The organism is Nostoc piscinale CENA21 (assembly GCF_001298445.1).
In the GTDB taxonomy this organism is placed as follows: Bacteria; Cyanobacteriota; Cyanobacteriia; order Cyanobacteriales; family Nostocaceae; genus Nostoc_B; species Nostoc_B piscinale_A.
This window is the reverse complement of sequence record NZ_CP012036.1, coordinates 120,030-135,746: the sequence shown is the minus strand read 5'-3', so window position 1 is coordinate 135,746 and position 15,717 is coordinate 120,030. Positions and strand designations below refer to the sequence as shown.

Sequence of the window (15,717 nt, the reverse complement as noted above, 5' to 3'; positions counted from 1 at the left end):
ATTCATGACATTGATACTATTAATAGTATTTACTAAGTTTGATTTATATATAATTTATTTTTGTAAAGATATACTTTTAAAACTTACGCAGTGAGATGAAAAATCAAGGGTATAGGGGTGTACTTCGACTGCGCTCAGTAACCAGGGTATATAGGTGTTCAAAACCCTGATACCGTTGTACTGATGCTAACAGCAAAGCCCTTAAGCCTTCACACCCATGCTTAACAAACAATCTTGTTGCATAAGTCCTGATTTAACTTAGAATTGGTATTTTAATTTCAACGAGCGCGGCAGGGCTCGAACCTGCGGCCGATTGCTTAGAAGGCAATTGCTCTATCCACTGAGCTACGCGCCCAAGCTAAAGTCATGGCTGTGACTAGAGCCATCAATAATAATTATATCGTTATCGCCCCTAAGAAGCAATCAAAAATTGCAGATTTGCCATAGCAAGGCTAAGATGCTAGTCGAACAAAGCAAATCAGTTATTGATTAGCTATATTGGGTGGTCAAGACGAGTTATTTGCATTTTAGTGGAGATATCCTTTGGGTAGCTTACACTAGGGTGGCTAAAAAGCGATCGCGCCACTGACCATAATTACGTACTAAGTAATCGCACTCTTGGCGATGTTACTAAATCAGATTATAGATCGCATATCCACAAAGCCCCTGTGAGGAGTGATTTTAGCGTGCCATGTTTATTCTCAAACGGCAGGATGTTGAAATATCAAGCATTCAGCACCCAAAAAGGGATCAGCAAGTGCCGATCCTCCATTATCAGGGGCAAACCTTTCGGTTGATTAGTTTATTTAAAGCTAATCAAGAAGAAGAAGCTCGCGCCTTGTGGAGAGATTTGACAGATAATCGCGGTAAAGCTTGTGTCTTGCTAGAAGAGCCAGATCGTTTTAGCATCTGGGGTAAAATCCGCTTAGAACAGCTAGATGGTGATACTGGTGGTCATGGCAAGACAGACATACTCATTCAAGCCAGTATCTTGCTACTGCAAGCGGTACATCTGGATATTGAAGAGTTCTTAGGCGCTCGTCAATTAACATTATTTGAAAAAGATATGGGGGAAGTTTTTCGACAGCAGAAATTTCCCGAAGCTTCTTCCCCCGAATCTGTTAAGCATTTAGTGACCATAGATCCCTTAGAAGACACCAAACTTCCAGCTTGGCAAGAAAACCATGTAACTACGTTTTTACAGGAACTGCACAAGCTAGGGAAAACTTATTTTGGTAATGCCAACTTTGCCAACAAAGTAGCCGATAGGTTACAGGATATGGCAGAAGGCGAGCGATCGCTATTTATCTCCTGGCTCAACCAATCTTCACTCAATAAACTCTGGCAATAGCCAGCAAAAGCATGAATTATGAAGTATGAAGTCTAAAAAACTTACTTATATCCTGGATTTTTGCAAAAATCAGCTTTTTCGCTCCAATGGCGACCAAGGCACATACCAATAAATTCTCACTTTATCCTTCAGACTTCAGACTTCAAACTTCACATTTCCAGCGTGCATATACATAGTCAATCCCTATGAGTAGCTCTTACAACAATTCTCTGCGTTCCAAATCTATATTCAGTAATCGTAATATTCTCTTGGCCGGAATTGCCTGGGGGGTAGCGGCACTATTATATTTTTTGCTATTTAGTGCTAAAATTCCAGGAGCCAACGGCGTAGAAAGTCGTACCGAATGGTATGTAATTGGCACAAATATTTTTGAAGCGTTAGCTTACTTGGGTGCTGGTATTTTATGCTTAAGGAATTGGCGTAGCCCCCAAATCGTCAGTAGTCGAAATGTGTGGTTGGCAATTGCCATTGGTATGCTTTCTTATTTCCTGGGAGGGATATTTTTTGGCTATACAGAAATAATTTTAAAAGAAGAACCGGATGTATCCATTGGCGATGTATTTTTTGTATTGACTTATATTTCCCTGGGCGTAGGCATGATCTTAGCTGTGGCATCAAGACGCATTAATCTCGAAAAATGGCAATGGCTGATTGTCGCAGCCATAGGAATCTTTGGCAGTTTGGTGGCATGGTGGATTTCAATGCAACAAACAACACCAACAGAACTACTAGCCGCAATTTTGAACTGGTTTTACATCGTGAGTGATGTATTGTTGCTGATTATTGCGACAACCTTACTCTTAGCTTTTTGGGGTGGACGAGTAGCTCAATCTTGGCGAATGATTGCAGCGGCCGCGTTTTCGCTTTACATTGCAGATATGTGGTTTAAATTCGCTCAAGGGCCTAATTATCAAAGTGGAGACATATTAGAAGTGTTTTGGGTATTTAGTGGAGTGTTATTTGGTATGGGCGCAGTCCTAGAACATGACGCATCATTGAGCCGGACTCGCCGGGAGCGTGGACGTAAACGAGCTTAGATTTGGTGTCTACCGTGAGAAAACTAACAGAATCAGATAAACAAGAAATTCTTAAGTTATATCGAGAAACTGCTGAAACGACCTCGACTTTAGCAGAACGTTATGACGTGAGCAACTCAACCATCAGCCGTCTGCTCAAAAGCACCTTACCAGAGGATGAGTACGAATACTTAGTTTCTTTGAAACGCGCGGCTCGGACTCCTGAAGGTAGGGCGCAGGTAAATTATGAGCAGTTGCCTTTGCTGGTACCAAAAGAGCCAGAAATCGAACCTCCTCAGAGTGAAAGCAAGCCTATAGAGTTGCCTAAGCTCAAATCACAGGAGCCAGTCATCGAAGCAGCATCAGAACCAGAGGATGATGAGGAAGCAAATTCTGGTAGTAGAAGAGTGCGGCGGCGTTCCTCAGCAACTACAGAAAAGCCAAAGCCAAAATTGGTGAAAAAAGCCGAAATTCCGCCAGAACAACCACCGGAAATTGCCAGCATTCCTAGCCCAATAATGGATGAGGAACGCCCCAAAGTTGCTGCTTTTGCCGATATCCTGGGCGAAGAACTACTCGATGAGTCTGAAGATTTAGATGATTTAGACGATGATTTAGATGATGACGATTTAGATGATGATGATTATGAGGAGGATGACGATGACTTTGACGAGCCAAGACCGTTAGTTACAAGACGCAGGTTAGGTGAAGCACCAGTCCAAGTTTTGCCATTGTCGGCGGCTAATTTACCGAGAACTTGTTATTTGGTAATTGACCGTTCCGCCGAGTTAATTACTAGACCACTCAAGGACTTTGGTGATTTGGGGCAAATTCCGACTCTGGAAACCCAGCAGCGCACTCTGCCTATATTTGATAACCATCGCGTAGCCAAACGTTTCTCAACAAAACGCGATCGCGTGATTAAAGTTCCTGATAGTAGAATGCTACACAAGGCACGGACTCACCTCCAAGCTAAAGGCATCACTCGCCTGTTAATTGATGGTCAAGTCTACTCTTTGTCTGCACTTTAACTAAAAGGCAGGAGGCAGGAGGCAGGAGGAGACTATTTACTTACCTGTTCGCTGTTCCCTGTCCCCTGTCCCCTAGTTATGCGTGTAAACCGCTAAAGTAAAACGCCTAGCCAAATTCATAATGTCTTGTTTCCGAGCAACTTGATTTACCCAGAGTTGAGGTATACCCTCAATACCGTAGTAAATTCCCGCTAACCCACCGGTGACAGCCGCAGTTGTATCTGTGTGTCCGCCCAAATTCACAGCTTTTAACACAGCTTCTGCATAGGATGTGCTGTTTAACAAACACCATAACGATGCTTCTAGGGTTTCAATGACATAGCCGCCAGATTTAATCTCTTCAATTGGTAAGCTGGCGATTTCACCACTGAATACTCTCGCAAAATGGTGCATTTCTGCCAGAAATTGCGGTGCAGAATAAATAGTTTGAACTTTCTCTAAGCCTTGAGTGTAAGCTGTGGGCAAATTAGCACCTTGCAGGAGTTCAATGGCGATACTAGTATAAATGCCGCAGGCCATTTGCGATCGCACATGAGCATGGGTAATACACGACACCTGATGCACCCGCGAAATCAATTCCGAGAAATTTAAGGTTTTATGACAATAAGCCATCGGTAAAGTTCTCATCAAAGAACCATTACCATTACTCATTTCGCTGGTTCCCCCAGCCTCTAAAGGTGGAACGCCTTGGTTAATTCGCATAATAGCTGCATGAGTACTCTGGCCAATGCCAAATATTTCCCCTCTAGGAGTCCAGTAAGCTTGTTTGTACCACCGCCAAAAAGACAAAGCTATGGCATCCAAAGAATACCCTCGGCAAAGGCTTTCTGCCAAGCAAAACGTTAGGGAACTATCATCAGACCAAGTTCCCGGCGGTTGATGCCATGTGCCGTAACCCAGCATTTTCGTGACAGGGAATTTTATGCGTTCAGCGCGGCTTGTAAACTCCACAGGCACACCCAAGGCATCACCGACACATAAACCCATCAAACCAGACAATGTTTGTGTAGCGGTTTGCATTATGCCATCTCCATGAGAATTGCCAAAATTTCACAGCCAGAACACAAGCAGCCCAATATCTGTAAATCACATCCAACCCTGATAATTGCCTCTGAGTACTGAATTCTGATGAATTTACTTTATATATTTCTGCCATAGCTTATTGCTATTACTGCTACAGGCAATTATTAGGCATTAGTTGAAATTGCAAAATTATCAATTTTAATTGCATCAGTCATCTAAGAAAAAATTAACTTTTCTCTCGTTTCTGTGCCAGTTTTTTAAGCGCCTACTCGAAAAATTTCCGGCTGAGATAAATTTTGCTGCGAATATCGGCAAATTTTACGCAATCTAAAATAGTAAATCTACGACTAGCTGTTGGGCATCAATCGTCACGACAATTTCTAGAGATTGAAAATTATTTGGAACTTTTGTACACAATTTACGACCTAATAAATAACAGTAATAATTAACAAAATTGAACAAAATTATGAAAGGTTTACTTCGGTCTTTCCTGACAATTTCAGCATTGTCTTCTTTAGTTATTGCACCTCTTGTAATGAATGCAGGACAAGCTGCTGCTCAAGATAAAAAAGGGACTGATGCTAGTTATATTGGTGCTGGTGTTGCAGCAGGCGTGACCAATGGCGGACTCAACAACGATGCAGCTAACCTTGGCGGTAATCTCACAGGTAGAGTGAAATTAGGAAACCTCCCAGTTTCTGCACGGGGTAATGTTCTCTGGAATGATAAGACGACTAGTATTATTCCAGAAGTTTCCGTAGACGTGCCAATTGCTAATAGAACTAATGCCTATGTCACTGGTGGTTATTCTTTTGTTGAAAAAGATGGTTCACCCAGTCCTTTGGGTAATAGAGATTCTGTAGTTGTGGGTGCTGGTGTGGAATCAGAAGTTGCGAATAACTTCCTGATTTACACAAATGCCAAAGTTGGGCTACGTGCTTATCAAAATAGTCCCGCTTCTGCTGTTAGCATCAACGGTGGTATTGGCTATCGTTTTAAATAACTGGCTCTCTCGGAAGTAAGAAGTTAATTTTTGAGTAGGCGTAATTTTTGAGAGTAATTCTAACATTTACAAATGTTAGAAAATAAAGATTTATTTGCTATAAACTCATACTTAAGTATGTTGGGATAATTCCAGTTCAACATGGTGAATGGTGTTGTTGAACTTTGAAGATTGATGGAATATCAGACTTTATCCGTAAAAGTCAGCGAAAACCAACAAACTTAAAGTTGATTTATACCACCTACTTATATATGCTGGTTTTGTTAAGTGTAAAACTATCGACAAAGCCGGCTTTTTGCCGTGTTACAATTGTCGTATTCCTCATATTTCCGACCGAATTACCGGGAATCACTGAGCCAAAAACTTAGCCTTGGGTTTCATCCCTGCTTTATTGAGAATACTATACAACTCTCATGGTTAAATCTGCTCCTCCTCCACTCGCCAACCGTAAGCCCTCAAAAGTAGAAGGCATCAAAGAAAATAGTAATTTTTTGCGTGAACCTGTAGCAACGCAGATCCTTGAGGATACTACTCACTTTAGTGAAGATGCGGTGCAAATTCTCAAGTTTCATGGCTCCTACCAGCAGGATAACCGCGATAATCGCGTCAAGGGGCAGGAGAAAGATTACCAATTTATGCTGCGGACAAAGAACCCTGGGGGGTTTGTACCGCCGCAATTATATTTGGCTTTAGATAAGCTCGCTGATGAATATGGCAACCACACATTACGGGCTACTACTCGTCAAGGTTTCCAAGTGCATGGCATTTTAAAGAAAAATCTCAAAGCTGCCATTGCGACTATTATTCAAAATCTAGGTTCGACTTTGGGTGCTTGTGGCGATATTAACCGCAACGTTATGGCCCCACCAGTTCCCTTCAAAAATCGCGCTGATTATCAGTATGCTTGGGAATATGCTCAAAAAAATTGCTGACTTGCTGTCTCCCCAAACTGGCGCTTATTACGAAATTTGGCTAGATGGCGAAAAAGCTATCAGTGCGGAAGAAGATCCAGAGGTGAAAGCGGCGCGGCAAAGTAATGGTAACGGCACAACTTTTACTGACAGTGAAGAACCACTGTATGGTACTTACTACATGCCACGCAAATTCAAAGTTAGCGTGACAGTACCGGGGGATAATTCCATTGATTTATATTCCCAAGATTTGACTTTGGTAGTAATAACCAACTCTCAAGGGGAACTAGAAGGATTTAATATCTTTGCTGGTGGTGGTTTAGGCAGAACCCACAATAAAGAAGAAACATTTGCTAGATTAGCAGACCCGATTTGCTATGTAGATAAAGCAGATGTTTACGAAATTGTCAAGGCTATTGTAGCTACTCAAAGAGATTATGGCGATCGCACTGACCGCCGTCATGCTCGTTTAAAATACTTAATCAATGATTGGGGTGTAGATAAATTCCGCGCCAAAGTCGAGGAATATTTTGGTAAGCCAGTCGCCCCCTTTAAACCCTTACCTGAATTTAAATATGAAGACTTCCTTGGTTGGCAAGAACAAGGCGATAGCAAGTTATTTTTAGGTATCTCCATCGACAATGGGCGGGTAAAAGATGAAGGTTCGTTGCAACTCAAAACCGCCTTGCGGGAAATTGTCGAAAAATTTCACCTACCTATCCGCCTAACACCCCACCAAAATTTAATTTTCTGCGACATTGCCCCAGAAAACCAAGCAGCCATTCAAGAAATTCTCGACCGTTGCGGTGTTGTCTCTGACCCCGGTAAAATTGAACCACTGTTCCGCTATGCAATGGCTTGTCCAGCTTTACCTACCTGCGGTTTAGCTATCACAGAATCAGAACGGGCAATACCAGGAATTTTAGAACGTGTCCGGGCGTTATTAGATAAAGTTGGTTTAGAGGATGAGCATTTTGTCATCAGGATGACAGGCTGTCCTAATGGTTGCGCTCGTCCTTACATGGCAGAATTAGGTTTTGTTGGTAGTGCGCCAGAATCTTATCAAGTTTGGTTGGGCGGTTCACCACATCAAACAAGATTGGCACAACCAATTGTCGAAAAGTTGCACCACAACGACATTGAAAGCTTTTTAGAGCCAATTTTTGTTTTCTTCAAGAAATCACGCCAAGCTGAAGAAAGCTTTGGTGACTTTTGCTCACGGGTTGGTTTTGATGCTATTCGTGAATTTGCAGCCCAGTATCAACCGGAAATTGTCGCTGTCACCACAGCAGAAACTCCAGCCCCAGCAGCACCAGCTAAAAAGAAAGCTGCACCCAGCAGATCCCGTCCCCGCATTAGCCTTTATGACGAGGTTTTCAGCAAGTTGAAGGAAACTGCTACCAGCCAAGGTAAATCAATGACAGAAATAGTTAATGAAGCCTTGAAGATTTACTTGCAGATAGACAAGTAACAGTAGATTTCAACAGTAGAGATGCACTATTGTGTGTCTCTACTTTTACAATTTATTTGTGGAGCTGTTCCCAATCATAGTTTTTGTCAACGCAAAGGTACACAGAGATTTTTCTTCTGAAATAATTAACTTGAGTTCAGGATTACTCGATTTCTTCACAGCGAATTAATAACTTTTCCATCGCTTCTGCTAAAGAAATTAAATCTGTCCAAGAAGAACCAGTGACTAAATTTTGCGCGTGCGCTAGTCGGTTGCGTAACTGTTCGGCAGATTTAAGGAAACGTTCGCCAAAACGTTTTGACTTTAATTCTAATTGTTCAAGCAGTTCTGGTTGATTTAAAACTAATTCTCGTTTGTCACAAAACTGGAGATAATCTAATAAATCTGTGGCTTCGTTTCTTTCTTGACTTTCTCGCCACAGACGTTTGGCAATTTCTACCCGTTCTGATTTAAGGAATTTTTGCCAGGAATCTTGGGAATAATAAAGCCTTACCAGTCGCAGCAAGTTCATTTCTAGCAGCGTGACCAAGCCAAATAGTAGCATTCGCACTGGTGCTTTTTGTAAGTCGCCACAAGTCACAATTCCACTAACTTGATTGCAATCTAAGACAAATAAGCGGGGAGTTTGCCGCAGAATGGGTAATAACTTCATCAGTGGCGTGGAGATGGCTATGAGTTCTTGGGAATGAAACATCCTTTGATAGTCGCCGCATTTACCCGATTTTGCTTGGATTAAACAAGAGCGTTCAACATAACCAGTGATATTGTCTGCCGTTTCAATACCGACAACATCAAAATCCTTTGCTTCCATCCACTGCAATACCTCTGTTACCTCTGCTTTGGAGGACACAGCTTTCAGAGGTTCGGCTACATACTCGATTGTAATGTTGTTCTCAAACAAACTCCGCAGGTCTTGCGATCGCGATTTTAGGTGTTTCATCTACCTTGAGCCATAAGACATCCGCAGGATTAGTATTTCACTCTCTGCGACTTTCTGTCAGTGCAAGCTGAGAACCAATCCTCAAACATTCATCATTCATTATCAGAAGTTACGTAGTGAGATGTAAAATCAAGAGTTTCGCATAGGGTGCAGGAGTATAGAAGTTTAGGTAAGCCAAAACTCTCATACCCATTCTCAACAGACAACCGAGCGTAAATTATTTTCGTATATCTGTCTAAAGATATTAATAATAATTAATTGTTATATCATTTGATAGATACATCAAAATCGAAAATCCTGATATTTTTTCCTTAGTTTACAAATAGTCAAGGTAAAAAACATGAGTATCGAAAACCGCATCGAAGCAACTGCTAAAAATATTGAAGGTAAAGTGCAGGAAGTAGTTGGTGAAGTTACAGGTAATCCCGCAGATAAGGCTGAAGGTAAAGCTAAACAAGCGGAAGCAAACGTAATTCATACCACAGAAAACATCAAAGATGAACTTAAAAAAGCTATAGACTAAATATAGAGTAAAGTTCTGAGTGCTGAGGAGAAAGCTAGTAGATTTAATGCTTTGAGTGATCAATACTATACTCAGCTATGAGACTAAGGCTATAATTTTGGTTTTCAGCTTTTATTTTTATACAAAAAACTCCACTTTAGATAAAAGTGGAGTTTTTGATATTGATGATTGATTGTAACAACAAAATCAGCCTAACCATAATTTTTTATTCAATTAATAACTGGGGCGGTTAGTGAGTAAACTCCAGATAAAAATAGCAATAATTGCGCCAATAATGGCAACAATTACCCCCGGAATACTCAGTGTTGCCGCAGTAAATTGCAACCTGCCAGTTTCTAACAATGTAACCAGAGTTCCCCCAATTAAAGCACCGATGATTCCTAAAACCATAGTTGCCAAAATGCCACCACCTTGACGGCCAGGATAAATAGCTTTAGCGATGGCTCCAGCAATCAAGCCTAAGATAATCCAAGCAATAATATTCATAATTAATTCAGCAAAGATTCTCCCAGTATGTTAATGAGAGCTAGTTGCTTTTCCTTCTACCTCAAGAAGTAAGTATTATGGCAAGATAACTGTAATTTCTTCCCCAATCAACTTTTGTGGAAGAACTATGTCGTATAATTCATGAGGATAATTGATGAATAAAACCCCCCGGATTCGGATACCACCTGAAGTTAGGCAATATGTATTTCAACGTGATAAATATCAATGTCAAAGCTGCGGTAAGATGGACTTAGAAACTAATTTGACAATTGACCATATCATTCCCTTGGCGCGTGGTGGTCAAAATGATATCAGCAATTTACACACTCTTTGCTTGACTTGTAATCTTAAAAAATCTGACAAAACAGATCAGCGTTTTCGGCGACATTTTCAAAGTTAAGCTAATCTAGAATAGGCTGTGAGTTTTGAATAAGTATGTCTCGTAAAGTCAACAGCAATTCTCGTAGATTTGGCAAACTTAGAACCCCGGTATTTTATTTATTAGCTGCGATCGCCATTTTAGCGGCTGCCTTTCCCAAACTATATGAGATTAAAACAAAAGCGGGGATTAACATCTCAGGCAGGTATCACGCTGGCTCATTTTTAGAAAAACACACTTTTGGTATATTTAGGTGTGAATGGCTTTATCCATATCGGTGCGATCGCCGCAACGGCAAAGTTTAACAGCTAAACTATAGTAGCCGTAAATCATTCCTCACAAACAAGATACCCGACTAATTAAAGAAGTCGGGTATCTGAGTAAGCATATTTAACTGACGAATTTAAAATTATATTTTTGCTAAACAGCGCCACTTTTTTTTGTTAAACAAAATAGCAACAGTTTTCAAAATTAACTTTAAATCGTACAGCAAACTCCAGTTTTTTTGATATTGTAAATCCAGGCGAATCACATCTTCAAAACTGCGGACTGTAGACCGACCATTGACTTGCCATTCTCCAGTCATTCCTGGTTTCACATCTAGACGTTGCCACTCTGGTACTTCGTAACGTTCAACTTCATCAGGTGTCGGTGGTCTAGTACCTACTAAACTCATATCACCTTTTAAAACATTCCAAAATTGTGGCAATTCATCTAAACTTGTGCGCCGTAAAAATCGCCCGACTTTGGTAATTCTGGGGTCGTTGTCATTCTTAAAAAATGCACCCTGTACTTGATTTTTGACTAAAGCTTTTTTGGCTTCCGCATCTACACACATAGAGCGAAATTTCCAAATTTTAAATCGCTTACCCATCCAGCCACAGCGGGTTTGACTAAAGAAAATTGGGCCAGGATCATCAATTGTAATTGCAATGACAATCGGGATAAGCAAAATTCCTGTAATTACTAAACCCACTAATGAACCCACTATATCAATCAAGCGTTTCATCCAAGAGGCTATAGAAGGGTGAGTGGTAGGAAGTTGCTCTAGTTTACGAAAATTATTTTTAGAGGCTTCTATATCATTTTCATCTGCGACAAATGCTGCTTCGCCGCTAGACTCCATCGGAAAAACTTGTTCTAATCCTGTCAGAGTTAGTACCGCCATAACTTGCGGGGTAACATCTCGCAGAATGATAGTAATTCCTGTTTCTTGACCAATTTTGTAATTACTGACCAGAGCGCCTAAACCACTACTGTCCATGAAAATCGTCTGGTGAAAATCAACAATGATTTTCTTGAGGTGTGGGTTAGTTGCGATGAGGTCTTGGCAGGTTTGTTTAAAGCCGACTGCTTCTAGCACGCTTAACCGCGCCGATACCTGCACTATCGCCGTTTCATTGAGGGAAGTAACTGGGAAATTTACCTCTGTGGGTTGGCTAGTCATGAAGCTCTGCACTTTCGTTGCCATGTAAATTTAATCTGCCAAACATTATTGTGTCCTAGAAAATCACTGAACCTCAAATTTCAGGGGTAGGAACAAAGACTGATTTTTCGCTGTAGTTGGAGTGGTAAGGACGTTTTGCAAGCATAAGGCTAAGAAAAGTAATATTTTTACCTTCTGCTCCTTTTTGCTTTTGACTGTAGTTATCTGGGGTTAGAGCCGAGATTGCCAAGGACGATTCACAATAGAACAAGAACAAAAAAATGTACTTGTTTTGATATCGCCACAGTGCGATCGCTTTGCTACTATCCCATGACTGCTAACACTACAGAACCTACCGCACGACTGATTGAGGTCTTTTCTGCTATTCAAGGGGAAGGATTGAATGTCGGGACACGTCAAATTTTTATTCGCTTTGCTTTGTGTGACTTACGCTGTAATTTTTGCGATAGCTCCCACACATGGAATGCACCCACTACCTGTAAGGTAGAACGATCACCTGGATCACGAGAGTTTGAAATTCACTCTAATCCCGTCCCCTTAACCATATTACTCGACTGGATTAAACGTCAAAATCTACCGTTGCTACACGATAGCATTAGCCTGACTGGCGGTGAGCCGCTTTTACATGCCCCTTTTTTGGATGAATTTCTGCCCCAAGTGCGATCGCTTACTGGTTTACCAATATACCTAGAGACTGGGGGACATCGCCCAGAACAACTGGCGATGATTTTGCCTTACCTCGACTCTGTGGGTATGGATTGGAAACTGCCTAGCGTCAGCGGCGAGACTTATTGGCAAGAACATACAAAATTTCTCCAATTATGCCACAACAACCCATCTTTGGATGTTTTTGTCAAGATAATTATTTCGCAAAATACAAATCCCGATGAGTTGCAAAAAACAGCTTTACTGATAGCAGATATCAATCCAAAAGTTCCTGTTTTTTTACAACCAGTTACCCCCTTACCTGCTTCTGAACAGTTCACGGCTAAACCCCTACTTGCTCCAAATCCTGACCAAGTGCTGATGTGGCAAGCTTTAATGAAAAAATTTGTGCCTCATGTCCGGGTTGTGCCGCAAACTCATAAAATGCTCAATCAATTGTGAAGAAAAAGTGATGAATGCTGAGTTTTCAGTAGTGTGAAACTTTGATGAAGATTTTTCCGTGTCAAAACCGTATTCTATTAAGTAACCATGTGATATTGACTACCTTAATTTTCTGATAACCTTTCTTTAATCTAGAAGTCCAAAGCTGAAACCACTGTGTCTTTTTGCAAGGTATACATGATTTCTGTCAAGCATTGGATTTCTGGATTCGGTCTTTCCCTGGTCACTGCCGTCGTGAGTATTACAGGAGCAGCGACTACTGCTAGTGCTGTGTCTCTGGTTAATGGCATCACAATTTCAGCCAATAGTACAGATTTATCTGCTTCTAGTATTAATAGCGCCAATACTAATCGCCTAGGGTTTTTCTCTGACCTGTACTACGATCGCTACAATAATGTGTACTATAGTCTCGCTGATCGCGGCCCCGGTGGTGGTGTCATCAGCTACAATCCACGAGTGCAGAAATTTTCTTTAGATGTTGACCAAAATACAGGTGCTATCAGTAATTTCCAGTTATTAGACACGATTCTCTTCACCCAAAATGGTCAAAACTTTAATGGCTTGAATCCGGGAATCCTTAATGGGAATGCCAGCATTCTTGGTCGCAGTTTTGACCCAGAAGGATTTGCGATCGCTCCGAATGGCAATTTCTACGTTTCCGATGAATATGGCCCCTCTGTCTACGAATTTAGCCCCACTGGTTCTTTTATTCGGGCATTTAATACCCCCAGCAATCTGATCCCCAGACAAAGTGACGGCACAATTAACTACGTTGATGGTCGTCCAACTATTTCTACTGGTCGTCAAGACAATCGTGGCTTTGAAGGCGTAACCCTTAGCCCAGACGGTAGCCGCCTATTTGCCATGCTGCAAGACCCGTTAGTTAACGAAGGTTCCCCAGATGGACGACGCAGCCGCAATTTACGGATAGTTGAATTTGACACCAACACCGGGAATAGTACTGCTCAATACATCTATCAGCTAGAAAGTTTGGCAGATATTAATGCTCGTGTCCCTGATGATACTTTTGGAGCCAATTCTCAAGGGCGCAATATTGGTATTAGTTCCATTACAGCCTTGAACAATAACGAATTTTTAGTCCTGGAACGGGATAATCGTGGTGTGGGTGTGGAAGATCCCACAGGTGCGATCCCTGTTGCTAGTAAACGCATCTACAAAATTGATTTGACTGGTGCAACCAATGTGACTGATATTAGCTTGACAGGTATCAATGATTTACCAACTGGAGTCACACCCGTTAGTAAGACTTTGTTTGCGGATATTGCCGAATTTCTGAGAAATGCTGGACAACCCATTCCCGAAAAATTTGAAGGATTGGCAATTGGGCCGCAGCTTGCTGATGGTTCTTACGCCTTGATTGTGGGGACAGATAACGACTTCAGCGTGACTCAAAATGGCGATAATGAACAATTTGACGTGTGTACAGATGGGATAAACTCCTCTACAGTCCCCATTGATAGTGGTTGTCCTACAGGACAGTCTTTAATTCCGACCTTTGTTTATGCCTTAAACGCCAGCCAAGCAGAATTGGACGGATTTGTACCACCAGCAAGAGTCCCCGAACCAACCACAACGGCGGGACTAATTTTACTAGCTGCTAGTAGTTTATTTGTGAAGCGGCAGTTTAAATCTATGCAAAAGTAAATAAATGCTGGTTTGGGTGGGTACTGCCCACCCAAGATAATTCTTTGTAGTTACAGTCCGCTATCTTCGGGAGTGCGAGATTTAGCTTTTGCCTTGTTGGCGCTGCGTTTGAGGGCAGAAAGTCGTGCTTCATAACGAGACCGTTGGCGTTTGCTGGGAGTAGTATCAATTAAGGTTTTCAAGGCACTACCGAGACTCTTGTAAGCATTGGGGAGACTGTAACCAAAACGAGTTGCTAGTGCGATCGCTTTTTCATCAGCATCCAGCAATTCTCGCATTTGCTTTTCGCCATTATTCTTTTGATAAAGTCGCCAACCAGAAACGCCACATAGCGCCAAGGCTAACACCAGCAACAATCCATCTTGTACCCACAATTCACCCACAGCACCGCCTAAACCAATAGCCAATGCTGCCATTTCCCAACCATCTTTGGGAATTGTGTCCATTTGAATGCGGGCAACTTCATGCCAGAACAGCAGATTACGCTGATCCATAGCCAAAGCATCCCATTTCACCAAGTCAATTTGAATTTCTACTTGGTCTTTACCAATTTCTTCGCTGCGGATCAGGGGTGGATTGACCTCAGTTGTGCCTTCAACTGTGACCCAGCTTTGCAATTCTGGTGGTAATAAGCCTTTTAATCGCCGGAGTTCACTCATTTCTGCTTTGGCAGAGGAGGTTGCATAGGATGTCATAAAATCCAGCCCTAGAAAATTTCAGTATATAGAGAGGGTATCACTTTGGAGTATAGCTATTTAAGTGGTGATCCGCCTCAGTCACTTGGAAAAGTCCCCCGCTTTTTTCTGGCCTCCATCGCCTTTTCTAACATTTCCAGTAACCCTGGTGCTTCTTCCTGAATCGTGAGTAACATTCTTTCGCCAATTTCCACGTTTCCAGGATCTTCCCCTGTAGCCATAACTTCTTTCAACCGCGGGATAGCTATACTATCGACAATTTGAATTAACCCACTCAAACAACGTTGAAATTGCTTTTCTGTCAAAATCGAGTCTTCCAAGGGAAATTCAATAATCGCCCGGATTTCGCCGTCTGATGGGTCATATTCCCATTGCAGCATTTTGGTTTCCCAAGAAATGGCTAACATCGTCTGGAGAATCGCCGCTTTGTAAGGATGGTCTTGCACTCCAGCCAAAACTTGAGGCGCAAAAATGCGGAAAAACTTTCCCTCCTCATCTAGTTGAACAACTATCAGAAAATCTTCTAGGTTATCAGCTTCCACCCCTGTGATAATACGGTCTTCTTCATCATCAAAGCGGTAGTCCCAACCTAGTTTGTCTAAGTAATTGGCAATCTGTTCGAGATTTGCTCCCATAAAAGCCTCGTAAGAAATGGTGGAGCGGCTGTCA

At 41.8% G+C, this 15,717-nt stretch carries 15 protein-coding genes, 1 tRNA gene and 1 pseudogene; 10 read left to right on the top strand and 7 right to left on the bottom strand.

Annotation, left to right across the window (positions count from 1 at the left end; all coding sequences use genetic code 11):
- Positions 1-282: 282 nt before the first annotated feature.
- Positions 283-355 (bottom strand) — tRNA-Arg (locus ACX27_RS00620).
- 336 nt (positions 356-691) lie between these two features.
- Between ACX27_RS00620 and ACX27_RS00615 the strand changes: the two genes are divergently transcribed.
- The 3 genes from ACX27_RS00615 to ACX27_RS32160 all read left to right on the top strand — a co-directional run bounded on the left by ACX27_RS00615 (position 692) and on the right by ACX27_RS32160 (position 3,398).
- On the top strand, positions 692-1,351 hold the full coding sequence (locus ACX27_RS00615; protein ID WP_062287103.1) for an Npun_F0813 family protein: 660 nt from the start codon (positions 692-694) through the stop codon (positions 1,349-1,351).
- Positions 1,352-1,536: 185 nt separating this feature from the next.
- A complete protein-coding gene (locus ACX27_RS00610; RefSeq protein WP_062287102.1) occupies positions 1,537-2,388 on the top strand; it encodes a hypothetical protein in 852 nt (283 codons plus the stop codon).
- A 14-nt stretch (positions 2,389-2,402) separates the two neighbouring features.
- Complete coding sequence (locus tag ACX27_RS32160; RefSeq protein ID WP_062287100.1) at positions 2,403-3,398, top strand: transposase; 996 nt, start codon at positions 2,403-2,405, stop codon at positions 3,396-3,398.
- A 72-nt stretch (positions 3,399-3,470) separates the two neighbouring features.
- Here ACX27_RS32160 and ACX27_RS00600 read toward each other — a convergent pair whose 3' ends face one another.
- Complete coding sequence (locus ACX27_RS00600; protein WP_062287097.1) at positions 3,471-4,418, bottom strand: ADP-ribosylglycohydrolase family protein; 948 nt, start codon at positions 4,416-4,418, stop codon at positions 3,471-3,473.
- Positions 4,419-4,887: 469 nt separating this feature from the next.
- Between ACX27_RS00600 and ACX27_RS00595 the strand changes: the two genes are divergently transcribed.
- Together ACX27_RS00595 and sir are read left to right on the top strand one after the other, a co-directional pair.
- On the top strand, positions 4,888-5,424 hold the full coding sequence (locus ACX27_RS00595; protein WP_062287095.1) for a porin family protein: 537 nt from the start codon (positions 4,888-4,890) through the stop codon (positions 5,422-5,424).
- A gap of 413 nt (positions 5,425-5,837) precedes the next feature.
- Positions 5,838-7,806, top strand: a pseudogene (sir, locus tag ACX27_RS00590) (sulfite reductase, ferredoxin dependent).
- A gap of 142 nt (positions 7,807-7,948) precedes the next feature.
- Here sir and ACX27_RS00585 read toward each other — a convergent pair.
- Positions 7,949-8,746 carry a hypothetical protein gene (locus ACX27_RS00585; protein ID WP_062287093.1) on the bottom strand — a complete coding sequence of 266 codons (798 nt, stop codon included), beginning with the start codon at positions 8,744-8,746 and terminating at the stop codon, positions 7,949-7,951.
- A gap of 340 nt (positions 8,747-9,086) precedes the next feature.
- On the opposite strand from ACX27_RS00585, the gene ACX27_RS00580 reads away from it, so the two are divergent.
- The gene (locus ACX27_RS00580; protein ID WP_062287092.1) at positions 9,087-9,269 is read left to right on the top strand and encodes a CsbD family protein; all 183 of its coding nucleotides are present in this window, start codon (positions 9,087-9,089) and stop codon (positions 9,267-9,269) included.
- Between the two features lie 213 nt (positions 9,270-9,482).
- Here ACX27_RS00580 and ACX27_RS00575 read toward each other — a convergent pair whose 3' ends face one another.
- Positions 9,483-9,755: a GlsB/YeaQ/YmgE family stress response membrane protein gene (locus ACX27_RS00575; RefSeq protein WP_062287089.1), complete on the bottom strand. Its 273-nt coding sequence runs from the start codon at positions 9,753-9,755 to the stop codon at positions 9,483-9,485.
- A gap of 154 nt (positions 9,756-9,909) precedes the next feature.
- Here ACX27_RS00575 and ACX27_RS00570 point away from each other — a divergent pair, with 154 nt between their 5' ends.
- The gene (locus ACX27_RS00570) at positions 9,910-10,155 is read left to right on the top strand and encodes an HNH endonuclease (protein WP_062287087.1); all 246 of its coding nucleotides are present in this window, start codon (positions 9,910-9,912) and stop codon (positions 10,153-10,155) included.
- 35 nt (positions 10,156-10,190) lie between these two features.
- The gene (locus ACX27_RS00565) at positions 10,191-10,439 is read left to right on the top strand and encodes a hypothetical protein (RefSeq protein ID WP_062287085.1); all 249 of its coding nucleotides are present in this window, start codon (positions 10,191-10,193) and stop codon (positions 10,437-10,439) included.
- Positions 10,440-10,543: 104 nt separating this feature from the next.
- On the opposite strand, the gene ACX27_RS00560 is transcribed toward ACX27_RS00565, so the two are convergent.
- Positions 10,544-11,605, bottom strand: a complete 1,062-nt coding sequence (locus ACX27_RS00560) for an anti-sigma factor antagonist (RefSeq protein ID WP_062287083.1) — start codon at positions 11,603-11,605, stop codon at positions 10,544-10,546.
- 285 nt (positions 11,606-11,890) lie between these two features.
- Between ACX27_RS00560 and ACX27_RS00555 the strand changes: the two genes are divergently transcribed.
- Together ACX27_RS00555 and ACX27_RS00550 are read left to right on the top strand one after the other, a co-directional pair.
- On the top strand, positions 11,891-12,688 hold the full coding sequence (locus ACX27_RS00555) for a 7-carboxy-7-deazaguanine synthase QueE (RefSeq protein WP_062287081.1): 798 nt from the start codon (positions 11,891-11,893) through the stop codon (positions 12,686-12,688).
- Positions 12,689-12,865: 177 nt separating this feature from the next.
- Complete coding sequence (locus tag ACX27_RS00550) at positions 12,866-14,353, top strand: esterase-like activity of phytase family protein (protein WP_062287079.1); 1,488 nt, start codon at positions 12,866-12,868, stop codon at positions 14,351-14,353.
- A 50-nt stretch (positions 14,354-14,403) separates the two neighbouring features.
- On the opposite strand, the gene ACX27_RS00545 is transcribed toward ACX27_RS00550, so the two are convergent.
- Entirely contained in the window at positions 14,404-15,048 is a 645-nt protein-coding gene (locus ACX27_RS00545) for a DUF3318 domain-containing protein (RefSeq protein WP_062287077.1), read from the bottom strand.
- Positions 15,049-15,125: 77 nt separating this feature from the next.
- On the bottom strand, positions 15,126-15,683 hold the full coding sequence (locus tag ACX27_RS00540; protein WP_062287075.1) for a hypothetical protein: 558 nt from the start codon (positions 15,681-15,683) through the stop codon (positions 15,126-15,128).
- Positions 15,684-15,717: the final 34 nt, after the last annotated feature.